Source organism: Glutamicibacter sp. ZJUTW (genome assembly GCF_008370855.1).
In the GTDB taxonomy this organism is placed as follows: Bacteria; Actinomycetota; Actinomycetes; order Actinomycetales; family Micrococcaceae; genus Glutamicibacter; species Glutamicibacter nicotianae.
Genome location: NZ_CP043624.1, coordinates 1,868,748 through 1,890,001, shown reverse-complemented (window position 1 = coordinate 1,890,001; position 21,254 = coordinate 1,868,748). Strand labels below are relative to the sequence as shown.

Annotated in this window: 17 protein-coding genes and 1 pseudogene; 11 read left to right on the top strand and 7 right to left on the bottom strand. The window is 61.8% G+C overall.

Annotated features, from left to right (window positions below):
• Positions 1–24: 24 nt before the first annotated feature.
• A complete protein-coding gene (locus F0M17_RS08880) occupies positions 25–3,480 on the top strand; it encodes a DNA polymerase III subunit alpha (protein ID WP_149596956.1) in 3,456 nt (1,151 codons plus the stop codon).
• 83 nt (positions 3,481–3,563) lie between these two features.
• Positions 3,564–4,172, top strand: coding sequence for a nucleotidyltransferase family protein (locus tag F0M17_RS08875; RefSeq protein WP_038991214.1), 609 nt, complete (start codon positions 3,564–3,566; stop codon positions 4,170–4,172).
• A gap of 6 nt (positions 4,173–4,178) precedes the next feature.
• On the opposite strand, the gene F0M17_RS08870 is transcribed toward F0M17_RS08875, so the two are convergent.
• Together F0M17_RS08870 and F0M17_RS08865 are read right to left on the bottom strand one after the other, a co-directional pair.
• Positions 4,179–4,619 (bottom strand): VOC family protein, encoded by a 441-nt coding sequence (locus F0M17_RS08870; protein ID WP_073706180.1) that lies wholly within the window; start codon positions 4,617–4,619, stop codon positions 4,179–4,181.
• Positions 4,620–4,744: 125 nt separating this feature from the next.
• Positions 4,745–6,322 (bottom strand): MFS transporter, encoded by a 1,578-nt coding sequence (locus tag F0M17_RS08865; RefSeq protein WP_149596955.1) that lies wholly within the window; start codon positions 6,320–6,322, stop codon positions 4,745–4,747.
• Between the two features lie 79 nt (positions 6,323–6,401).
• Here F0M17_RS08865 and F0M17_RS08860 point away from each other — a divergent pair, with 79 nt between their 5' ends.
• From F0M17_RS08860 to pdxS, 4 genes are all read left to right on the top strand, one after another.
• Positions 6,402–7,049, top strand: coding sequence for a helix-turn-helix domain-containing protein (locus tag F0M17_RS08860; protein ID WP_149596954.1), 648 nt, complete (start codon positions 6,402–6,404; stop codon positions 7,047–7,049).
• Positions 7,050–7,157: 108 nt separating this feature from the next.
• Positions 7,158–9,173: a threonine--tRNA ligase gene (gene thrS / locus F0M17_RS08855; RefSeq protein ID WP_149596953.1), complete on the top strand. Its 2,016-nt coding sequence runs from the start codon at positions 7,158–7,160 to the stop codon at positions 9,171–9,173.
• Positions 9,174–9,196: 23 nt separating this feature from the next.
• Positions 9,197–9,763, top strand: a complete 567-nt coding sequence (locus tag F0M17_RS08850; RefSeq protein WP_149596952.1) for an HIT domain-containing protein — start codon at positions 9,197–9,199, stop codon at positions 9,761–9,763.
• A gap of 730 nt (positions 9,764–10,493) precedes the next feature.
• Complete coding sequence (pdxS, locus tag F0M17_RS08845) at positions 10,494–11,396, top strand: pyridoxal 5'-phosphate synthase lyase subunit PdxS (protein WP_073706185.1); 903 nt, start codon at positions 10,494–10,496, stop codon at positions 11,394–11,396.
• A gap of 549 nt (positions 11,397–11,945) precedes the next feature.
• On the opposite strand, the pseudogene F0M17_RS08835 reads toward pdxS, so the two are convergent.
• A pseudogene (locus F0M17_RS08835) lies at positions 11,946–12,406 on the bottom strand (prevent-host-death protein).
• 444 nt (positions 12,407–12,850) lie between these two features.
• On the opposite strand from F0M17_RS08835, the gene F0M17_RS08830 reads away from it, so the two are divergent.
• Positions 12,851–13,411: a dihydrofolate reductase family protein gene (locus F0M17_RS08830; protein ID WP_149596951.1), complete on the top strand. Its 561-nt coding sequence runs from the start codon at positions 12,851–12,853 to the stop codon at positions 13,409–13,411.
• A 74-nt stretch (positions 13,412–13,485) separates the two neighbouring features.
• Here F0M17_RS08830 and F0M17_RS08825 read toward each other — a convergent pair whose 3' ends face one another.
• Positions 13,486–14,253, bottom strand: coding sequence for a GNAT family N-acetyltransferase (locus F0M17_RS08825; protein WP_073706187.1), 768 nt, complete (start codon positions 14,251–14,253; stop codon positions 13,486–13,488).
• Complete coding sequence (locus F0M17_RS08820; RefSeq protein ID WP_149596950.1) at positions 14,253–16,265, bottom strand: M3 family metallopeptidase; 2,013 nt, start codon at positions 16,263–16,265, stop codon at positions 14,253–14,255. The genes F0M17_RS08825 and F0M17_RS08820 overlap by 1 nt, the downstream gene beginning before the upstream one ends.
• 124 nt (positions 16,266–16,389) lie before the next feature.
• Between F0M17_RS08820 and F0M17_RS08815 the strand changes: the two genes are divergently transcribed.
• The gene (locus tag F0M17_RS08815) at positions 16,390–17,559 is read left to right on the top strand and encodes a CapA family protein (protein ID WP_246857041.1); all 1,170 of its coding nucleotides are present in this window, start codon (positions 16,390–16,392) and stop codon (positions 17,557–17,559) included.
• A 1-nt stretch (position 17,560) separates the two neighbouring features.
• Here the strand turns inward: F0M17_RS08815 and F0M17_RS08810 are convergent, their stop codons facing one another.
• A complete protein-coding gene (locus F0M17_RS08810; protein ID WP_149596948.1) occupies positions 17,561–18,196 on the bottom strand; it encodes a DUF6226 family protein in 636 nt (211 codons plus the stop codon).
• Positions 18,197–18,237: 41 nt separating this feature from the next.
• Positions 18,238–19,071 (bottom strand): aldo/keto reductase, encoded by an 834-nt coding sequence (locus F0M17_RS08805; RefSeq protein ID WP_149596947.1) that lies wholly within the window; start codon positions 19,069–19,071, stop codon positions 18,238–18,240.
• 158 nt (positions 19,072–19,229) lie between these two features.
• On the opposite strand from F0M17_RS08805, the gene pdxT reads away from it, so the two are divergent.
• From pdxT to ruvC, 3 genes are read left to right on the top strand one after another with little or no spacing between them, the layout of a single operon-like run.
• Entirely contained in the window at positions 19,230–19,841 is a 612-nt protein-coding gene (gene pdxT, locus F0M17_RS08800; protein WP_149596946.1) for a pyridoxal 5'-phosphate synthase glutaminase subunit PdxT, read from the top strand.
• A 3-nt stretch (positions 19,842–19,844) separates the two neighbouring features.
• On the top strand, positions 19,845–20,603 hold the full coding sequence (locus tag F0M17_RS08795; RefSeq protein ID WP_149596945.1) for a YebC/PmpR family DNA-binding transcriptional regulator: 759 nt from the start codon (positions 19,845–19,847) through the stop codon (positions 20,601–20,603).
• 3 nt (positions 20,604–20,606) lie between these two features.
• On the top strand, positions 20,607–21,206 hold the full coding sequence (gene ruvC, locus F0M17_RS08790) for a crossover junction endodeoxyribonuclease RuvC (protein ID WP_149596944.1): 600 nt from the start codon (positions 20,607–20,609) through the stop codon (positions 21,204–21,206).
• Positions 21,207–21,254: the final 48 nt, after the last annotated feature.

Here is a 21,254-nt window from a genome sequence, read left to right as displayed (position 1 = left end):
GGAACATATTTTCGAAGGACATCCATGAGCTTCACCCATCTGAACGTCAGTTCTTCATACAGCGCCCATTATGGCGTCTCGCACCCAAAGCAGCTGGCCCAGGCGGCCAAGGCGCAGGGGGCGCAGATGCTCGCGCTGACTGACCGGGATGGGCTGTATGGGACGGTCAAGCATGTGGCAGCCTGCATGGCAGAAGGGCTGCACCCGATTCTCGGGGTGAACCTTGCGGTGCTCGATAGCCACGGGGAAACCCAGGGGCGGATTGTCCTGCTGGCCCGCGGGCGCTGCAACGGTGCGGGATATGCAGCGCTGTGCCGGGCCATCACCCTCGCGCATGGCACTGCGCACGGCGTTCCGGGGCTGGAAGCCGGGCAGTTGGCGCATCTGGGCGCCGGCGGAAATCTGATGATCCTGCTCGGCGGGGAGTCGGACGTGTCTCGCGCAATCCTCAAGGGAAACTACGCTCACGCCCGGGCACTGCTTTCCAACTGGAAGAAGCGGCTGGGAAAGATGCTGCGCGTGGAGATCACCACGCACCTTTCCAGTCCCGGATCGCGCTACAGCCTCGGCGAAGCAGGCCGCATGCTGCGCTACGCCCACGAGCGGGGGGTCAAAGCAGTCCTCACCAACGCCGTCCGCTACGTGGACCCCGACGGGGCGGTCACCGCAGACATCCTGGACTCGGCGCGCGCCCTGCACAGCCTGAAGAACCTGGACTCCTGCCAACCCAACGGCCAAGGATGGCTGAAAACCCCGCAAGAGATGCGCCAGCTGGCCAAGGAAATCGGTTATGCCACCGAAAGAAGCTGGGCGCACCAGCTGCTGCGGGAAACCGAAGCGCTTGCCGAATGGGCTGCGGCCGACCCGGTGGCTGATCTCGGATGGAAGAAGCCGGTCATCCCCGAGGCCAAGGTCCTCGGCCTGGACCGCCCGGCCATGCAAGAGCTCACCAGCCGCGTCTACGGCGCGGTGCCAGGGCTCTTGCCGCACGCCAAACCCAGCCTCATTGAAAAACAGCTGGCTCTGGAACTCGGGGTGATCGACCGGCTGGACTTCGCCGGGTATTTCCTGACCGTCGCCGAAACCGTCAAGCTGATCACCGGCATGGGAATCCGCGTGGCCGCCCGCGGCTCCGGCGCCTCCTCGCTGGTGAACTACCTGCTGGGCATCAGCCAGGTGAACCCGCTAACCCATGACCTGGTGTTCGAACGCTTCCTCTCCGATACCCGCACCACCTTGCCGGACATCGATATCGATGTGGAGTCCGCACGCCGCCACGAGATCTACCGGGAGATCTTCGCCAACTTCGGCGAAGAGCGCGTGAGCCTGATGAGCATGCAGAACGCCTACCGTGCCCGCGGCGCGGTCCGCGATGCAGGAGCCGCCCTCGGGGTGGAGCAGGAGCAGGTCGACGAGATCGCCAAGCAGCTCTGGCGCTTCTCCGCGTCCTCTTTCCGCGAAGCGCTCACCGAGAAGCCGGAACTGGCGGCATTGGCCGAACGCATTACCGATGACACCCAGCTCGATATCCTCATCGACGCCACCGAACGCCTGGACCGGCTGCCGCGCCATATCTCCATGCACCCCTGCGGAGTGATCCTCTCCGACGCGAGCCTGCTGGACCGCACCCCGGTCCAGTCGTCGGGCATCGGGCTGCAGATGAGCCAGTTCGACAAGCACGACATGGACCTGATGGGGCTGATCAAGCTCGACGTGCTTGGGGTGCGCATGCAATCAGCCATCGCCTACACCCTGGAAGAGATCGCCCGCATGCACCCGGACAAGCAGTCGGTCGCGCGCGCCGGAGGGCATGTGGATGACAGCTATATCTCCGCTGCCGGAGCGATCGACCTGTCCCGGGTGCCGCTGGATGACGAACCCACATTCGAATTGATCCGCTCAACCCATACCCTGGGCTGCTTCCAGATCGAATCCCCGGGCCAGCGCGAGCTGATCGGCAAGCTCGCCCCGCGCGAATTCAACGACCTGATCATCGACATCTCGCTGTTCCGCCCTGGCCCCATGCAATCGAATATGGTCAAGCCCTACCTGGAGCACCGCCACGGCTTCGCCCCGGCCCAATACCTGCACTCGGACCTGATTCCAGCGCTCGCCGAAACCCATGGGGTCACCGTCTTCCATGAACAGGTGCTGCGCATCCTGGATGTGATGACCGGTTGCGGGCTGGGCATGGCCGATGTCTACCGCCGGCTGCTGGGGAATCCGGACAAGGAACCAGCCGTAGAACGCTATGTGCGCACCGAAGCAACCAAGCGCGGCTACAGCCAGGAGACGATCGACAAGGTCTGGGAAGTGCTCTCCGGTTTCGGGTCCTTCGGCTTCTGCAAAGCCCACGGGGCGGCCTTCGCCGTGCCCACCTACCACTCGGCCTGGCTCAAGGCCCACCACCCCGAAGCCTTCCTTGCCGGCATCTGGGAACATGACCCGGGCATGTACCCCAAGCGGCTGCTGGTCTCCGAAGCCCGGCGCATGGGCATCCCCATCCTGCCGCTGGACATCAACCGCTCCACCGGGCACTACCGGGTCGAACGGGTGTTCGAATCCGCTCCAGCGAAGCTCCCGGTGGTGCCACGCGCGCCCAGCTCGCTGCGCCCTGGACGCTACGGGGTCCGCCTGGCCTTCCGCGACATCCACCAGATGAGCGAACGCGAAGTCGAACGCCTGGTCGCTGGCCAACCCTATGAGCACCTTGCAGATGTCCGCGCCCGTGCGGGGCTCTCGCGCCGCACCTACCAGAACCTCGCGGCCCTCGGCGTCTTCGACTCCCTGCTCGCCGGGACCTCGCGTGCCGACACCATCGCCCACACGCAATCGATGGCACACAGCTCCCTTCCGCCCAAATACCGGCCTGGGCCCGGGCAGCTGGCGCTTGACCTCGGGAAAATCGAACACATCAAGGCCACGGGAACCGAGCTGAAACCTGCCGAAGTGGTGCGTACCGAGCTGGACCTGATGCACCTGGATGCCAGCGAGCACCTGATCTCTTCCTACCGGCAACGCCTGGCGCACCTGCCTATTGCCCAAGCGGCCGAGCTGCTGCAGTTGCGCAACGGAACCGAGGTCCTCGTCGCTGGAGTGCGCGTGGCCACCCAGACTCCTCCCATGCGTGGAGGCAAGCGAGTGGTCTTCATTTCCGTGGACGACGGGACAGGCTGCATCGATGCGACCTTCTTCGACGACACCCAGCAACGCACCGGGCCGTTGCTTTTCTCTACCCGCATGCTGCTCATCCATGGCGTCACCCGGCGCACCGGACCACGTGGCATCTCGCTGCAGGCGCTGAACGCCTGGGACCTGCATCAGCCCGAAACCTTGCCCGCTGCGGGGTACCTTGAAGAGCAGGGCCGCCCGCAAATCAGCTACCGGCCAAAGCTCGGCGAAGGTGCTCGCAGCATCGAGAGCGTCGGTGAGCTGGCCAAGCGGATGGAAGCCGAAGGGCTGGACCAGAGAGGGGCATGATGCGCTGGTTCGCTGACAGGGTTTTGCCCAGCATGTACATTGGCTCCAAAGGAACAAGTACTTGACGCGAGGGGCAAAGGAACGTGAATGCACAGGATGAACAATTCTTTCTCAAGTGCGTTCAGGCAAACCCCGTCAACCAGCAAATCCTCCACCTCGCCCCGCAGCTAGGTGTTTCGGACTGGTGGCTCACTGCAGGCGCACTATTCCAAACGGTATGGAACGTGCTTGAGGGCAAGGAGCCGCAAAACGGAATTCGCGACTACGACCTCTTCTACTTCGATGAGGACACGTCCTATGAGGCAGAAGACGCAGTCATACGCCGGGCCAAAAAACTCTTCAAAGGCATCGACGCAGAAATCGAAGTCCGCAATGAAGCACGCGTCCACATGTGGTACGAAGAGCACTTCGGGGTGCCAGCCATTCCCTTCACCAGCTCCACGGATGCCATCGATCATTTTGCGGCGAAGACCTGCTGCTTTGCGGTCACCCGTGATGCGCATGGGCAAATAGCCACCTACGCCCCGCATGGATTTGCAGATCTATTCGCCCGGAAGATCGTTCCGAACCCAGTGCTTGCCCCGCGGGAAGTCTACGAAGCCAAGATCAAAAGGTGGTTATCCCAGTGGCCCTCGCTGAGCGCTGACCCCTGGCCCGAGTCGAAAGCATCGACGAACATCACCGAAGGCTGAAAAACCTCACACCGAAGACACGTGCCCGTCCGCGTCGATCACGAAGGACGGATTGTGCACGAAATCCCAGCGGAACCCGTCCGGGTCGGCCACGCAGGCACTCTTGCCGCCCCAAGGCTGAACCGTCGGTTCGGTGACCGACGTTGCTCCAGCATCAAGCGCTCGCCGGTAGAACCGCTCGACTTCCTCATCGGTGTGCACGTTGTGCCCCAGCGACACAGGGGGAGCCTTCTCGCCGTGTCCGATGTCGCCATACTCGCTTGGCATCTGCGTAACGTCCCACAAGGCCAGCATCAAGGAATGCCCGGCACGGACAAAGGCAATCTCCGGGTGGGCTGGCTGCACCAGCTCGAAACCCAGTCCCTCGGTATAGAACCTGGTTGAAGCACCGACATCACGCACGCCGAGGGTGATCGCGCTGATGGTCGGCGGGGCCGACTTGTTCATGTAACCAGCCTAGGGTGCCCTGATCTCGATTGATAGGCCTGGGAGCAGTCGGACGACGATTCTCAAGCCGTAAGGCTCTGCACGCTGGCGATTTCCGAACCGCCAGGGCCGCAAGCCGACACTGACTACAGATGGATCCACTGTTCGTTGCGAGGCGACGACAGGTCGCGCTCACGCTGGGCGCGGAGTTCCAGGTCGACGCGGCTCGGCAGGTGATGGTTGCGCTGTACGCTGCTGGGAGTGCGGCGCAAGCCAAGCCGCCGGGACGAAACGGATGAGTTTGATGCTGGATAGTTTTTCATGCTCGGTTCTCCTTGAACCTGCGTCGGCTCGTCTTCTGCAGAAACCAAACCTGCAGATTCCTTCGCCTCCACTTCGATCTGAGAATTTGTGCTCGCCGGTTCGCTGGACCACTGATCCGGGTGCGGGATGCCGCGCACGTGCCGTGAGCACCAGGCGGCGATAGCTGCAACGATCACCAGTGAGCCGAAGAACAGCAATGTCGGTCCCATGCCCAGCCATTGCAGGCCGAGCCCGGTGAGGAACGGCGCCAGCGGCAGAGCCGACAGGGCCATGAACAAGATCAGGGAATTGGCTCGTCCTGCCATTTCCCGCGGGACTACTGCCATGAAGTAGCCTCCGACCGACGCGTTCAACGCAGGAACGCTCAGGTAGGCCACCAGCAGCATGGCACCCAGCCAGAGCAGATTTGTGTTGAAGCCCATTAGCAGCATCGCTCCGCCCAGAACGCTCAAGCAGCTGCAGGCCAGCACGCCCGTCCGGAATTTCTCGATCAAGCGTCCGGCGAACAGCGAACCGGCGAACATGCCCAGGCCCATGAATGTGGAAACCAGGCCGATTACCCGTGGGGTTTCGCCGCGTTGCTGCAACCCATAGATCAACGTCGTGTTCAGTCCGTTGGTTCCGATATTGATGACGGTGATCAGGATGAGCAGGCTGCGCAGCTGCGGCCTGGCGAAGCACCATCGCATGCCCGCCGCGATGCCGGGCGAGACCGGACGGCTGCCGGCCGGGGAGTGCTCCATGGGCTTTGACATGGCTTCGGCTGCGCGCAATGGTCCGCGCAGCGCGAACCCCGAAGCGGCGGCGAGCAGCTGCACGAAACTGACAGCCAACAGGGCAAACCCTGCTCCGAATCCGAGCAGGAGCCCGCCCAGCGGAGCCGCGCCCAGCATGAGCACCGAATCGCGTCCCTGATTTGCCGCCATGGCTCGTCCCAACTGCTTGGGATGGACCACGTCCTTGAGTGCGGCATTCGTGACGGCACCGAAATAGCCTGAACGCAGTTCCATGAGCACGTGGGCCAAGCAGAGCACTGCTACGCTCAGCGAGCCGCTCATGCTGGCCACTGCCAGTGCCAAGGTGAGTGTCGCGCCGCAAATCCCTCCGGTGAGCATCATGCGTGCCCTGTCGGAACGGTCAGCCACGGAGCCGCCAAGCAGCGTCAAGCTGGCCCGCGCGGCCAGTCCCAGGGCGGCCAGCGTGCCGGCCTGCACCGTCGAACCGGCCAGTCCCAGCAGGATCAGCGGCAGCACGAAGGAGTAGATGCCGCCAGCCAGCAAGGCCGTGGTGTCGGCGACCCACCAGATGCGGTAGCTGCGCTGGTAATGCAATGCCGGCAGCAGTTGTGCGCCGGCAGCGGTCGCCTGCGGCTGAATCAGGGGAGTCTGGTCCGTGGTCATGCATCAACCATAGACCCGCAAATAAACTTGCGCAATAGAATTTGCGCAACTTAATTTGGGCAATTGCTATGCTGATCCCATGACCCAAGCACAGTCGAATGTCACGTTCACCGCGCCAATGCTCAAGGCCATGGCCAACCCGTTGCGTAGGCAGATCTTCGATGCATTGGCGGCGATGGGCGCCGGGCGTGCCTCCGATATCGGCGAACTGCTGGGTCTGGCCCCGAACAAGGTCAGCTTCCACCTGCGCGAGCTGGCCAAGGCCGAGATGATCGAGGAGGCTCCCGAGCTGGCGCGCGACAAGCGCGACCGCGTCTGGCGTCCGGCGGCTACCGGCTACACCACGGGCCAGCCCGCGGACCGCACCGGGGATGGTTCTGCCACCGCCATGAACGCCTACCTCGGGCAGGTCATGCACGACGAGCAGCGGCGCTTGGAAGCCGCCTTGGCCCACGCCCAGCGCTGGTACGGAGCCAGCGATTCCAGGCCGGACCTGGCGCAGCTGAGCACCAGCAACCTGATGCTCACCGAAGATGAACGCCAGGAGCTGCAACGCCGTTTGGATGCGGTGATCCCCGCCTTCCGCAAGGACCAGCAGAGCGGGAAGATCGCAAGTTCGCAACCAGCCTCTCAGCGCAAGCTGTGGCACTACTCCGGGCTGCTGTCGGCCGACGAGCTGTTGAACGGGTCACACTCGGGCGAACAATCGGCACAAAACCCGAAGTGAACCGGTTGCGCGACGCAATGCTGAACTAAACTGGATTCTGGCTGGCTGTGGCCAAGGTATGCCACAAGCTATGAAGCCATCACAGATTGAAAGGTAGAACCCGATCTCATGAGCGAGCAGCTGACTCTCACCATTGACGGCGAGCAGGTACAGGTGGACGCGGGAACGACCGGTCTGCAGCATTTCGCCAATGACAAGGACGTGGTTGTCATGCACGTCGATGGCGTACTGCGCGACCTGGCCCGCGAACTGGAAGCCGGAACCACTGTCACCCGCGTAACCATCAACGATCCAGAAGGATTGGAGGTGCTGCGCCACTCGACCGCCCACGTGATGGCCCAGGCTGTGCAGCAGCTGCGCCCGGATTCCAAGCTGGGCATCGGCCCGTACATCACCGATGGTTTCTACTTCGACTTCGATGTCGAAGAACCGTTCACCCCGGAAGACCTCAAGCAGCTGGAAAAGATGATGCAGAAGATCATCAACCAGAACCAGCTCTTCGTCCGCCGCGAAGTATCCCCGGCGGAAGCCAAGGCCGAAATGGCTAACGAGCCCTACAAGTGCGAGCTGCTGGCCAAGGCCGACTCCGCAGACACCTCCGGCGAAGGCGTGACCGTCGAGGTCGCCGCCGGCGAGACCACCATCTACGACAACGTCGACCGCAAGTCCGGCGACACCGTCTGGAAGGACCTGTGTCGCGGCCCGCACCTGCCGAACACGAAGCTGATCAAGAACGCGTTCGCACTGACCCGCTCGGCCGCCGCGTACTGGCTGGGCAGCGAGAAGAACAAGCAGCTGCAGCGCATCTACGGCACCGCCTGGCCTACCAAGGAAGACCTGAAGGCCTACCAGGAGCGACTGGCCGAGGCCGAGCGCCGCGACCACCGCAAGCTCGGCGCCGAGCTGGACTTGTTCTCCTTCCCGGACGAGCTGGGCTCGGGCCTGCCGGTGTTCCACCCCAAGGGCGGCATCATCAAGCGCGAGATGGAAGACTATGTGCGCGACCGCCACGTCGAAGAGGGCTTCCAGTACGTGGGCACCCCGCACATCTCCAAGGACGGGCTGTTCCACACCTCGGGCCACCTGCCGTACTACGCGGACACCATGTTCCCGGCACTGCACATCGACGAGGAGCGCGACGAGGACGGCAGCATCACCAAGCAGGGCCAGGAATACCGCCTGAAGGCAATGAACTGCCCGATGCACAACCTGATCTTCCGCGGCCGCGGACGCAGCTACCGCGAACTGCCGCTGCGCCTGTTCGAATTCGGCCACGTCTACCGCTACGAGAAGTCCGGCGTGGTTCACGGCCTGACCCGTGTGCGCGGTTTCGCACAAGATGACTCGCACTCCTACGTCACCAAGGAGCAGGCCCCAGCCGAGGTCGAGCACCTGCTGAACTTCATGCTCTCGCTGCTCAAGGACTTCGGCATGGACGACTTCTACCTGGAGCTGTCCACCCGCGATCCGGAGTCGGACAAGTTCATCGGCACCGACGAGCAGTGGGCGGAAGCCACCGCGGTGCTTGAGCGTGTGGCCACCGAATCCGGCGTGGAACTGGTTGCCGACCCGGGTGGCGCAGCGTTCTACGGGCCGAAGATCTCGGTCCAGGCCAAGGACGCCATCGGCCGCACCTGGCAGATGGGCACCGTGCAGTACGACTTCAACCAGCCGGCACGCTTCGGCCTGGAGTACCAGGCTGCCGACGGAACCCGCCAGGAACCGGTGATGATCCACGCCGCGAAGTTCGGCTCCATCGAGCGTTTCCTTGGCGTGCTCACCGAGCACTACGCCGGCGCCTTCCCGGCATGGCTCTCGCCGGTGCAGGTGCGCGCGATCCCCGTGGCCGAGGCCTTCAACGGCTACCTCGAAGAGGTTGTCGCCAAGCTCAAGGCCCAGGGCGTCCGCGTGGAACTGGATGACTCGTCGGACCGCTTCCCGAAGAAGATCCGCAACGCGTCCAAGGACAAGATTCCATTCGTGCTCATCGCCGGCGGTGAAGATGCTGATGCGAACGCCGTGTCCTTCCGCTTCCGCGACGGCAGCCAGGACAATCAGGTGCCTGTCGATGACGCGGTAGCCCGCATCGTTGAAGCCATCAAGAACCGCGACAACAACAACTAGTTCGGCCAGGGAGTCCATTGAGCATGCAGGAACACGCAGACCAGTCCGTCACCGACGACTTCGAACTCGCCGGAGTGCCGGATTCGTTCCAGCGCCTGTGGACTCCCTACCGGATGGCCTATATCAAGGGCGGGCAGGAACAGGTCAAGGATGAGGCCAGCTGCCCATTCTGCGCAGGTCCCGGCCGTACCGACGAGGAGGCGCTGATCGTCCACCGCGGCAAAACCTGCTACGTGATCCTGAACCTGTTCCCGTACAACCCCGGCCACCTGCTGGTCTGCCCGTACCGCCACGTGCCGAACTACACCGACATCACGGTTGAGGAGACGGCGGAAATGGCGGCGCTGGCGCAGCAGTCCATGCGCGTGCTGCGCAAGGTGTCCAATCCTGCCGGCTTCAACCTGGGCATGAACCAGGGCGAAGCCGGGGGAGCCGGCATCGCCGCCCACCTGCACCAGCACATCGTGCCCCGGTGGAACGGCGACGGGAACTTCTTCCCGATCATCGCGCAGACCAAGGCGATCCCGCAGACCCTCTCCGAGGTTCGCAGCGCCATTGCCGAGGCATGGGACAGCGAAACGCTGAACTAGGCATTAGCCGGCTCACGGGCCCGGCAGGACATCAATATGTCCTGCTGGGCCACTGGTTTTTAACGCGATTTTAACGCGAGAATCGCGATGCTGGCCTGAATCAAAGCAGTGTCTCATAGATAGTTGCGGAAACTTGGCGCAACGCCTCGCGGTCGAGGCGCCGAGCGAGTCCCAATACCATCTAGGGCTCTTGGGCGCTGTCCGGCAGATGATCGCGCGCGGCTTCAGGTCATGGAAGCGGGGAACCCTGGGTTTGATGAGTTCGCGGAATGCCTCGCAGGCATCCAACAACGTGTCGACGACCCGGATCCGTCTTATACCCGCGCCTGGACCACGCGGCTCTTGGGCGATGCCTGATAACTGCGGGAAGCGGCTGCAACGATTCAAAGAGGCATGAGCCTAGTGCAATGCATGTCCGATGAAGCGGTGCGATAGGATGCCGGGGAATATGACGCGGGTGGAGGGCGGCAAAAGGGGCTGTGGCTGAGGTACTGGAAGCAAACCCTCAACTACGTGCCTAAGATAGGTTTGACTAGTACATTTGTGCCGAAAGACTATGTTACGCACTAACCTCTGATCGGTAGACAAGTCTCCCGGTGCTGGATTGTGACGCAACACGTGAGGTAATAAAGCAAAGCGATCCTACGATTACTGGCGTACCACCTCGCTTAAAACCCTGAAATTCTGGGGCAAAACGAGTCACCGCAGTGTCGAAAGGAACCATTCCTCCATGTCTACGAACAACCAGAACTCCGTCGTCGGTTCGGACCGCGTCAAGCGCGGCATGGCCGAAATGCTCAAGGGCGGTGTCATCATGGACGTAGTCACCCCGGAGCAGGCACGTATCGCAGAAGACGCCGGTGCCGTGGCAGTCATGGCGCTGGAGCGCGTTCCCGCCGACATCCGTGCCCAGGGTGGCGTCTCGCGCATGAGCGACCCGGACATGATCGACGGCATCATTGCCGAGGTCTCCATCCCGGTCATGGCCAAGGCCCGCATCGGCCACTTCGTCGAGGCGCAGATCCTGCAGTCCCTGGGCGTCGACTACATCGACGAGTCCGAGGTCCTCTCGCCAGCTGACTACGAGAACCACATCGACAAGCAGCCGTTCACGGTGCCGTTCGTCTGCGGTGCCACCAACCTCGGTGAGGCCCTGCGCCGCATCAACGAGGGCGCTGCAATGATCCGCTCCAAGGGCGAGGCCGGCACCGGCGACGTCTCCAACGCCACCGGCCACATGCGCAAGATCCGTGCAGAGATCGCCAAGCTGTCCGCCCTGCCAGAGGACGAGCTGTATGTTGCAGCCAAGGAATTGCAGGCTCCATACGAACTGGTCAAGGAAGTTGCCGCCAACGGCAAGCTTCCGGTCGTGCTGTTCACCGCTGGCGGCATCGCCACCCCGGCCGACGCCGCGATGATGATGCAGCTGGGTGCCGACGGCGTCTTCGTCGGCTCGGGTATCTTCAAGTCCGGCAATCCGGTGCAGCGTGCCGAGGCCATCGTGAAGGCCACCACCTTCTTCGATAACCCGGACGAGCTGGCCAAGATCTCCCGCGGCCTGGGCGAGGCAATGGTCGGCATCAACGTCGCCGACGTGCCGGTGCCACACCGCTTGGCTGAGCGCGGCTGGTAAGCCCTGACTCCATAAGTGCTAAACGCCCACGCTACCGAACTTCTCGGTGGCGTGGGCCTTTGCTACCGGTTGCTGGTCAGAGGCCCAACCATTTACCCGTGCAGGAGCGGCGTCTGGATAGAACTATTTCCAGGTTCTAGTCGAGTCCGGCAATTGCTGACTGCTGGAACGGACGCGGCGTATGCCAGCGCTCGAAGTTAGTTCGTATCGTTTCGATGAATGGTGTGCACCTGTTCCAAGTACACCCTATGGCCACTCACGTAGAACCAGATCCGAGCGGTACCCGTCGCACCAGCCTTATGCTGCCACCTCTCATGGATCGACCCACCGCGTTTGACCGTCCCGAGTTCACCTTTCAGCCGATAATTCGTCGGAGTGGTGGCTTAGGGTTTGCGTGTGAGGAAGTCCCAGGCGTCCGACATTGGATTTCGGATCGCCTCAACCAGGTCCCGCCATCCTTTCTGGGCATCGGTGGTAGCGAAGCGGATCCCGTATCCGACCTTCTTCGGAGGCCGGGGACCAGATTCCCCTTCTTGGCAGCAGCCACGATCAGGGGCGCTCCACGGTGATCTCAACGTCATCGAGCCACTCAAGATCGGCGCTGCCGAGTCCCGCGGCGGCTGCCGTAGCAGTCTCTTTCCATGAGGTCAGCTCCGAGATCGGCAATTGAAGCTGGTTGGTGGAGAATGAGGCCCGAGCAGCATCGACAAGCTCCTGCGCACAGGACTCGCGATCAGCAGGCGACAGGGCAAGCACCATGGCAAGTTCTGGTTCATGCGCTCGGCCAGTGTACCCCGGTCGTCGAGGGGCACGATGATCAATTGCGCAGCAAAGTGCAGTAGTCGGGCGCGTCCATCGGCCTCCCGCTGTGACATCAGCACCGGTGTCTCCCCGTCATGACGGGTTACCGTGACTGGATGTTCTTCCGCCTCGGCGAAGACCTCGGCCGAGTGCTTGCTCAGATCCGAGGAGCGCCTAGTCCGGGTTGGAGGCTCAGCTGCGATGGATATATTTCAATGCTATTCGGAATGTATTCGGAAGCCTAGAAGATGGGCGGTTGGCGACCGTAGGTCGAATTCCCGCGATCGGAGACGAGTTCTCGGGTCGAGCCAAGCAGAAAATGCCGATTGAGAATTCGATCAGACCTTGCTGCTGGTCGCACTGGTGTCTACCAACCACGTGTATTGGGCTAAAGCTCGGAGATGCCGATCAGGCGCTGCCGGCAGATATCAACCCGGAGTGCGGCACTCGGCGGCGCAGATCGTTTTGTGTACGTCAAGGCCCATGTGCGGGTCTTGAGTGGGGCCATCGCTGAGCAGGCACGCTACACCTTCGTTGACGATGGCTTGGCGTTCGAGCATTATCGTCCGTCACGGAACTTGCGTGGTGCAAGCGCGAATTGATCCCAGTGGAGTCGTACTTAATAGTGCTTGAGACATGGCAGACTGGAGAGCATGGGCGAGATCATTTTCGACGCAGCTGTCACCCTCAACGGCATTCTGGCAGATGAAAACCATAGCCTGCAATGGCTCTTCGATGTTCCGGGGGCCCAAGACCCCGACCCGGACCTGCTGCCCAAGAATGTCGGCGTGCATGTGGAAGGCGCGAATACCTACCTATGGCTGATCAAGAACGAGCAGTTCATCGAGAACCCGCAGAAGTGGCAGGAATATTATCGGGGGATCACCACGTATGTTTTCACCTCGCGGGACCTGCCACTTCCCGAGGGCGCTGACGTCCGCCTGGTCAATGGTGCGGTCAGAGAATTCTTGCCTGAAATCCGCGAGGCCGCGGGGGAGAAGAACATCTGGGTGCTCGGCGGAGGAGAGCTGCTGGGACAGTTCCTGGACATCGACGCACTCGATACCCTGGCATTGACTGTTGCGCCAGCAGCATTGTCTGCAGGAGCCGCATTGCTGCCACGCAGTATTGGCAGTGACCGGTTGGAACTGGATGAAGCACGGAAAGCCGGGCCATTTGCCCGCCTCGTCTACCGGGTCCTTCCAACTAAGTGAACAAGTTTTAAAAGACTCGACTGGCCACCGGAAAATTCGGTGGCCAGTCAAGTTCCCGCCGTTTTAGCTGTTCGCTACTGGTTCCACGAGCGCAACACCATGTGGCGTCCGCGACCAAGAAGCTTGAGCCCATTGGCGCTGAAGAAGTCGGCGCTGGACGGCGTGGCCGCCGCGAGCAGCTCCTGCGGCACCTCGTCGTCTGGAGGCGACAGCGGATTGATCATGGAACGCGACAGGCCGTGCAGCAAGGCGGTGCCAATGCCATGGCGGCGATGTTCCTTGCCTACAGCCAGGGCATGCACCATGAGCTGTCCGTTCAGGCCCTGCTGGGCAAAGCCCCGGCCGACGATCTCTCCCTCGTCGGTGCGAGCCAAGGCATGCTCAACACGACGCAAGGCCGGATGCCCGCTGGATAGCTGGGTACTGGTCTCGCGCCACAGATTCGTCACGTTCAGCTCGGCCGCATCAGCGCCGGAGGCCTCAGGCACATTATTGCCCAAACGGATCTTTCCGTTCCAGCGATCCATGGGAATGGCCAACGGGCCAGCATGCCATGAGACTTGTGCATTATCGGAGAATCCTGCTGCCTTCAGCTCATCCGAGTGGGCGCCTGAGTTGACCCATGCTTCCACGCGCCGGGCGCCTAGCCGGTGGCCTTCGGCCAGCGCCGGGCGCAGGCCCGCCTGCTCCGGCTGCTCGGGGAACAACAGGATCAGGCGCTTGCGTACCGGCTGCCAGGCCCATGAGCATCCGTGTGTGGTAAAGATCTTGCCGCCGGTGGCTACTGCCAGTGCCTGATGCCAGTGGCTTAGCGCTTCCTGTGCGGAGGCAATAGTGGTCATTATTCTGCGTTCACCAATCCTCGACGGCGCAGCAACGGTTCAACCACTGCGGTGCGGCCGCGGAATAACTCGTAGGACTCAAGGGGATCGCGCGTATTGCCGCGCGACAGCAGTTCCTCGCGGAACCGATTACCATTTTCGCGCATCAAGCCGCCATTTTCCTCGAACCACTGCACAGTGTCGGCATCGAGCACCTCACTCCAGATGTAGGAGTAGTAGCCAGCGGAGTATCCATTGGCGAAAATGTGCTGGAAATAACCGGTGCGGTAACGAGGCGGAATCAGCTCGGTATCGAAGCCGGCTTGCTGAAGCACGTCTTGTTCGAACTGCAGCGGATCGGCGATAACGGTCCCGGCGCTGATGGTATGCCAGGCCCAGTCGAGCACGCTGGCAGCCAGGTACTCGGTGGTTGCAAAACCCTGGCCCCATAGCGAAGCTGCGCGGATCTTCTCGATCAGCGCCTCGCTCAACGCTTCGCCGCTCTGGTGGTGGACTGCATAATCGGTGACGACATCCTCGTGGAGCATCCACATCTCGTTGACCTGGGAAGGGAACTCCACGAAGTCGCGCGGGACCGAGGTGCCGGCAAGAGAAGCGTATTTTCCACTGGAGAACATGCCGTGCAGCGCGTGGCCGAACTCATGGAAGAGCGTATTCGCCTCATCCATGGACAGCAGGATTGGATCACCAGGCGCAGGCGGGGTGATGTTCAAGGTGTTGGTGACGATCGGTCGTTCTTCCAGGAATGAAGCGGCATCGCGCAGGCTGGTCATCCACGCGCCGCCCTTCTTCGTGTCACGGGCCAGATAGTCTCCGGTGTAGAGCGCCAAAGGCTTGCCATCGGCGTCGAAGACTTCGAAGACCCGAACGTCCGGGTGGTAGGCAGGCAGGTCGAACCGTTCTTGGAAGGTGATGCCGAACAGCTTGGTAGCCGTCGCGAAGACCCCATCGATGAGCACCCGGCCCAACTCGAAGTAGTTGCGCAGCGCTTCGGAATCCACCGAGTACTGATCACGCAGGACCTGATTGGAGAAGTATTTCCAATCCCACGCGTTGATTTCAGCACCGGAAATCTCACCGAGCACCTCAGCTTCCCTCCGGGCGTTTGCGGTGGCAGCTTTCGTCAGTTCGGCCAGGCGCTCTTCCACCGCAGCGGTGGAAGGGGCGGTGGCTTGGGCGAGCACGGTTTCGGCATGATTGGCGAATCCGAGCAGCGCGGCGCGTTCGGCACGAAGCTGCGCCATTTCGGCGGCAATGTGAATTGTCGCGTTTTCCTCGGTGCCACGGCTCATTGATGCGTTGAACACCTTGCGGCGGGACTCGCTTGAGGACAGCGACTCCAGAACCGGCTGCTGGGTCGGAGAAACCAACGCCAGCAGGTAGCCCGACGCGTGGCCTGCTTGCTTCGCCGCCTCCGCTGCCGACTCGATGGCTGGACCGGACAGGCCGTCGAGTTCCGCTGCATCCTCGAAGTGCACCGCATGGGCGTTCTGATTCTTCAGCACGAGGTCAGCGAACTGCGTTGAAAGTTCGGCCAGCTTCGCGTTCAGTGCCTTCAGGCGATCCTTTTCGGCATCGCCCAAGCCTGCCCCGGCCAATTGGAAATTCTTCAAAGTTTGGTCCGCTAAGCGGGCGTCTTCACCCTGGAGGCTTGCACAATCCAAGGCTTGTAAACGCGAATACAAGGTTTGGTTCAGGTAGATCTCGTCTTCCTGCTCGGACCAGATCGATGAAATCTCTGATTGAATCGCCCGCAGATCTTCCGTCCCATGGGCAGAAATCACGGAGAAGTACGTCATCAACGCACGGCGCAGGGTCTGCCCGCTGGCTTCCAAAGCGAGGAATGTGTTCTCGAATGTGGGTTCCTGCGTATCGTCGATAATGCGCTGCAGCTCTTCGCGCTGCTCGGCTGCGCCGATCCGGGTCGCCTCCAGGTAGTGCTCAGCAGTGAGCTGGTCGAATGCTGGCCATTGGTAGGGCCTGGTGCTGGGAGTCAGAAGAGGGTTTTGCATAGGCCTAGGTTTTCATGGAAAAAGTGATTCAGCTTGCATTTACACCCTGCATACCCAGCTGAGCTAGGCTCGATGCATGCCCCAACGTGCTCTGCCTGCATTACTTCCACTTGGTTCAACGCTGATGGCCGCATTGCTGATTGGCGGTTGCTCTGCTGCTCCGAACGACATTCGAGAATCAGCAACCCCGCAGCCTTCGGTTCAATCGTCCACTTCAGCCTCGGCGCAACCGTTGTCGAGTCCACCCATTGATGAGAGTCCTGCTGAGGCTTTGGTGCCCCAAGAACTATCACTAATGGTTACCGGCGACGTATTGCTGCATCCTCAGCTGCTGGGCGAAGCGAAGCAAGCGGCTGGCGCTAAATCCGGTAATGGTGAGGACTTCGATTTCAGCCCACTGCTTGCGGGTCTTGCACCGTTCGTCCAGGACGCGGATGTGGCCCTTTGCAATCTGGAGACTCCGATTGGCGCCCCTCCGTACTCGAGGTATCCGCGGTTCACCGTTCCGGATCAAATTCTGAGCGATCTCGAGGCTATCGGCTACGACGGATGCACCACCGCCACCAATCACACGGTGGATTCCGGAACTGCCGGCGTCGAGCGGACACTGGATGCCTTGGAAGCGAACGGTCTTTTCGCGACCGGTTCCTATCGCAGCGAAAAAGAATCCGGGAAACCGTCGATCCTGGATGTCGATGGCGTGAAGCTCGGCGTGGTTACCAGCACCTATTCGCTCAACGGCCTGCCGGAAGAAGCTGACTGGCAAGTCGATACCGGAGTGGATGCCCAGCAACTGATCGCAAGGGGCAAGGCAACGCGCAAGGCGGGGGCTGACATCGTGGTGGCTGCCGTGCACGACGGAGCTGAATACACCAGCGAACCGACAGTGTCCCAGAGGAGGCTAGGTCGAGCTCTAGCTGAGTCCGGTGTCTTCGATTTCATCTACATGCACCACACCCACTCGGTATTGCCCATTGAAAAGCACGACGGAACCTGGATCGTCTACGGCTTGGGCAACTCCGTGGCCAAACATGCAACGCCAACTATTCTCAACCGCGAAGGCATAAGCGTGAAAGCAACATTCACCGAGGACGAGCCGGGCGAATGGGACGTCAGCGACCTGCGCTGGGTCCCGCACCAGCTTTCGACCTCGCCGGTGGCGTGGTGCCAAGTCTTCGATGCCGACGGATGCGTTCCGGACGCTGATGCTAAAGCCTCGTTGAAGCGCAGCAAAGCCACGGTGAATGCCTATGGCGCATTCGAAGATGGGCTTCACGAGTGGGCGTTGGACTGAACTATCGCAGTGGCCAGGGCTCCCAGGAGCCGCTTTCGGGCAGAATGGCACGCGCCCTGGCCAACCGAGCCGGCGATAAGTCATCGAGACTGCCGGATTGCTCACTGAACCCCATCTCATCAACTTCGAAACGATGAACGAGGCGGCCAGCGTCTAGATCCAGGTACTCGCCGAATGCTCCGGACACTGCTGCCCCCACCTGGGCTTCCAGTTCCTCAATCATGTCGGGAACGTGCTCATCGCAGGCGTCGCAGCCACAGTACGGGAACGCTGCTTGGTACAGCGCACCGAGCTCCAGATGCACCCCGGGAAATTTGGTGAGAACTATTCCCAATGGAGCGCAGCGCGAATCCACCGGGAGGATCCGAATAGAGCACATCACTGTGTCCGGTGGAATCCGCAGTTCGGTGGCCAGACCGGGATCTTCGAAGCAGCGCACCTGGAATTGCTCCTGCATCCAGCCCAGCAACGCCCGGGCTACATGCTGCACGGGGGCAAAACGTTCCGGATGTTCGGTCACCGAATAGCTTTCATGATCCGGCTCCCCATCCCAACGCTCGCCATAGGGGATTGGGGTACCGAGCTCGTCGAGGTACTCGGCGAATTTAATGTCTGGCCGCTTATAGCCCCTGAGCATGCTGGGTTCCTCCTGATGCGTCAAACCATGGAAGTAAGGGCTTAATGCCCGAATTCATCCGAATCGGTGAAGGGGCCGGCTCCGGTATCCATGGCATCGATGGCGGCTATTTCTGCCTGTGTGAGGTGGAAATCGAAAATATCCAAGTTCTCGCGCTGCCGCTGGGGATCGGCCGATTTCGGTGCGGCCGCACGCCCGGACTGGACATGCCAGCGGAGCGTCACCTGCGCGCTGCTCTTCCCATGCGCCTCGGAAATTTGTGCCAGAGTTGGATGTGAAAGGAAGTCGGACTTCTGCCGTCCCAATGGGGAATAGGCTTCGGTCCGCACGCCATGCTCCGTATTGAAAGTTTGCCATTCGGCGCTTTGACGCTCCGGGTCCACCTGGATCTGGTTCAGCGCCGGCACGTGGCCTGCTTCCAGGATCTTCTGCAACTGGTAGGGCTTGAAATTGGAGACGCCGGCAGCTCGGATCTTCCCTTCGTCTACGAGCTTTGCCAGCTCTGTGAACGCCTCGACGTAGGTGTTCTGCCGCGGGTTTGGCCAGTGGATCAAGAACAGGTCCACATAGTCGAGTCCAAGGCGGGACAGGGAGTTCTCCAAGGCCTGGCGCACGCCTAGGGCCGAATGCCACTTCTTGTTGAACTTCGTCGTCACGAAGAATTCATCGCGGTCAAGCCTGCTCTGCGCCAAGGCCTGGCCGACGGCGTCCTCGTTCTCATAGTTCTCCGCCGTGTCCACGCGGCGATAGCCGACGTCAAGGGCCGAGCGGACTGCGGCAACCGCCTCCTGGCCGCGCAGGGGCCACGTGCCCAAGCCAACGGAAGGCATGCTCACGCCACCGGCAAGTTCGAAGGAAGAAATATCAGCAATCATGTTCCCGAACCTACCAAGCTTCACGGGCTGCCGGGTGGTTGCATCGAAGAATCCACGACACACCGGGAAACAAAACCGGCGCACGGCATCCATGGGTTTAACGTTGTTTCGGCGCATTTCCGTGCTGCCATCCACCGAACACCATGAAGGTTACAACCATGCCGAAAATAGGCGTCCTCGCGCTGCAAGGGGATTTCCGCGAACATCTGGCCTCTTTTGAACGGCTTGGGCAACGTGCGCAAATGGTGCGTACAGTCGAGGATTTGGCGCAGGTCGACGCGCTGGTGCTACCCGGCGGCGAGTCTTCCGTAATTGACCGGCTCTCCCGCAACTACGGGTTGGCCGATCCCATCAAGGATCGCATCGCCGAAGGGATGCCGGTCTACGGCTCCTGCGCTGGAATGATCATGCTGGCCGATCGCATTGAGAATCCTGCAATCGCGCGGGATGGCGCGGTCCAGCAAAGCTTCGGCGGCATCGACATGACGGTGAAGCGCAATGCCTTCGGGCGCCAGGTCGACTCGTTCGAGCACCAGCTGGACTTCAACGGGCACACTCTCGAAGCGGTGTTCATCCGCGCCCCGGAAGCCGTGCAAATCGGCCCGGACGTCGAGGTGATCAGCACCGTTCAAGCCGGGCCGAATGACGGACAGGGTAGAATTGTTGCAGTACGCCAGGGAAAATTGTTGGCAACCAGCTTTCACCCGGAAGTCACCGGCAGCACAGCTATCCATCAATTTTTCATCAATCTCACGCGAGGAGACGCTTAAAGCATGTCAGGCCACTCCAAATGGGCAACTACCAAGCACAAGAAGGCTGCGATCGACGCCAAGCGCGCCAAGGCCTTCGCGAAATTCATCAAGGGCATTGAAGTTGCCGCCCGCGCCGGCGGAGCCGACATGGCCGGCAACCCTGCATTGGAACTTGCCGTCAGCAAGGCCAAGAAGAACTCCGTGCCGATCAACAACATCGACCGCGCAATCAAGCGTGGCGCCGGCCTGACCGGTGAGGTCGTCGACTACACCGAGATCATCTACGAAGCACGCGGCCCGCAGGGCTCGGCGCTGCTGATCGAGTGCCTGACCGACAACAAGAACCGCGCAGCCTCCGAGGTTCGCGTGGGCATCACCCGCAATGGCGGCACCGTCGCCGACCCGGGATCGGTGGCCTACCTGTTCAACCGCCAGGGCGTAGTCCGCCTGCCCAAGGGCGAGCTGACCGAAGATGACCTGCTGATGATCGTGCTGGATGCCGGTGCCGACGAGATCCTGGACGAGGACGAGAACTTCGCCATCGTGTGCGATCCTTCGGACCTGCGCGCGGTCGCAGCGGCGCTGGACGAGAACGAGATCGCCTACGAATCCGACGAAATGGAATTCCTGCCGTCGATGAAGGTGGACCTGGATGTTGACGGAGCCCGCAAGTTCCTGAAGCTCTACGACGCGCTGGAAGAACTGGACGATGTCCAGGGCATCTACACCAACGCCGACCTGTCCGATGAGGTTCGCGCCGCATTGGACGAAGAGCAGTAGGGCTTGGCCTTACGTGTTGTCGGCGTCGACCCCGGCCTGACCCGTTGCGGTCTTGCCGTGGTCGACGTCGCTGCTAACAGGCAGGTTTCGCTGGTGGACGTCACCGTCGCCGGCACCCCGCCGGGCACCCCGCTCGACGCCCGGCTCTTGACGATCGCCAACGCGATCGAGGCGTGGCTGGACCAGCACCAGCCCGACGTGCTCGCCCTGGAACGCGTGTTCGCTTCGGCGAACGTCTCCACGGTGATCGGCACCGCCCAGGTCACCGGCGTGGTGATCACCGCCGCGGCACGACGCGGCATCCCCGTCGCGCTGCATACGCCGACCGAGGTGAAGGCGGCGGTGACCGGTTCCGGCCAGGCGACCAAGGCGGCGATCGGCAAGATGATTGCCAAGATCTGCCGGCTTGATGAACCGCCGAAACCTGCCGACGCCGCTGACGCGGTGGCCCTGGCAATTACCCATGGCTGGCGCGGAGCGGCCACCGGCTCGAACGCCTCGGCCTCTGCGGTGCACGCCGGCGGGTCCTCGCAGCTGACAGGTGCGCAGCAGGCATGGATCGCCGCCGAAGCGTCAGCCAAGCGCCGAGCGGTGCGCCGCTAGCCGGCGGCCGGGAAATGACCTCGACCCACCGGGAAACACGGCGGATCG

Bases quoted from the DNA above. Each gene is read 5' to 3' on its own strand.
- F0M17_RS08865 (WP_149596955.1), bottom strand. From the start codon at position 6,322: ATGACCACGGACCAGACTCCCCTGATTCAGCCGCAGGCGACCGCTGCC.
- F0M17_RS08870 (WP_073706180.1), bottom strand. From the start codon at position 4,619: ATGAACAAGTCGGCCCCGCCGACCATCAGCGCGATCACCCTCGGCGTG.
- F0M17_RS08830 (WP_149596951.1), top strand. From the start codon at position 12,851: ATGGGCGAGATCATTTTCGACGCAGCTGTCACCCTCAACGGCATTCTG.
- F0M17_RS08880 (WP_149596956.1), top strand. From the start codon at position 25: ATGAGCTTCACCCATCTGAACGTCAGTTCTTCATACAGCGCCCATTAT.
- pdxS (WP_073706185.1), top strand. From the start codon at position 10,494: ATGTCTACGAACAACCAGAACTCCGTCGTCGGTTCGGACCGCGTCAAG.
- thrS (WP_149596953.1), top strand. From the start codon at position 7,158: ATGAGCGAGCAGCTGACTCTCACCATTGACGGCGAGCAGGTACAGGTG.
- F0M17_RS08850 (WP_149596952.1), top strand. From the start codon at position 9,197: ATGCAGGAACACGCAGACCAGTCCGTCACCGACGACTTCGAACTCGCC.
- F0M17_RS08805 (WP_149596947.1), bottom strand. From the start codon at position 19,071: ATGATTGCTGATATTTCTTCCTTCGAACTTGCCGGTGGCGTGAGCATG.
- F0M17_RS08860 (WP_149596954.1), top strand. From the start codon at position 6,402: ATGACCCAAGCACAGTCGAATGTCACGTTCACCGCGCCAATGCTCAAG.
- pdxT (WP_149596946.1), top strand. From the start codon at position 19,230: ATGCCGAAAATAGGCGTCCTCGCGCTGCAAGGGGATTTCCGCGAACAT.
- F0M17_RS08810 (WP_149596948.1), bottom strand. From the start codon at position 18,196: ATGCTCAGGGGCTATAAGCGGCCAGACATTAAATTCGCCGAGTACCTC.
- F0M17_RS08825 (WP_073706187.1), bottom strand. From the start codon at position 14,253: ATGACCACTATTGCCTCCGCACAGGAAGCGCTAAGCCACTGGCATCAG.
- F0M17_RS08795 (WP_149596945.1), top strand. From the start codon at position 19,845: ATGTCAGGCCACTCCAAATGGGCAACTACCAAGCACAAGAAGGCTGCG.
- F0M17_RS08815 (WP_246857041.1), top strand. From the start codon at position 16,390: ATGGCCGCATTGCTGATTGGCGGTTGCTCTGCTGCTCCGAACGACATT.
- F0M17_RS08820 (WP_149596950.1), bottom strand. From the start codon at position 16,265: ATGCAAAACCCTCTTCTGACTCCCAGCACCAGGCCCTACCAATGGCCA.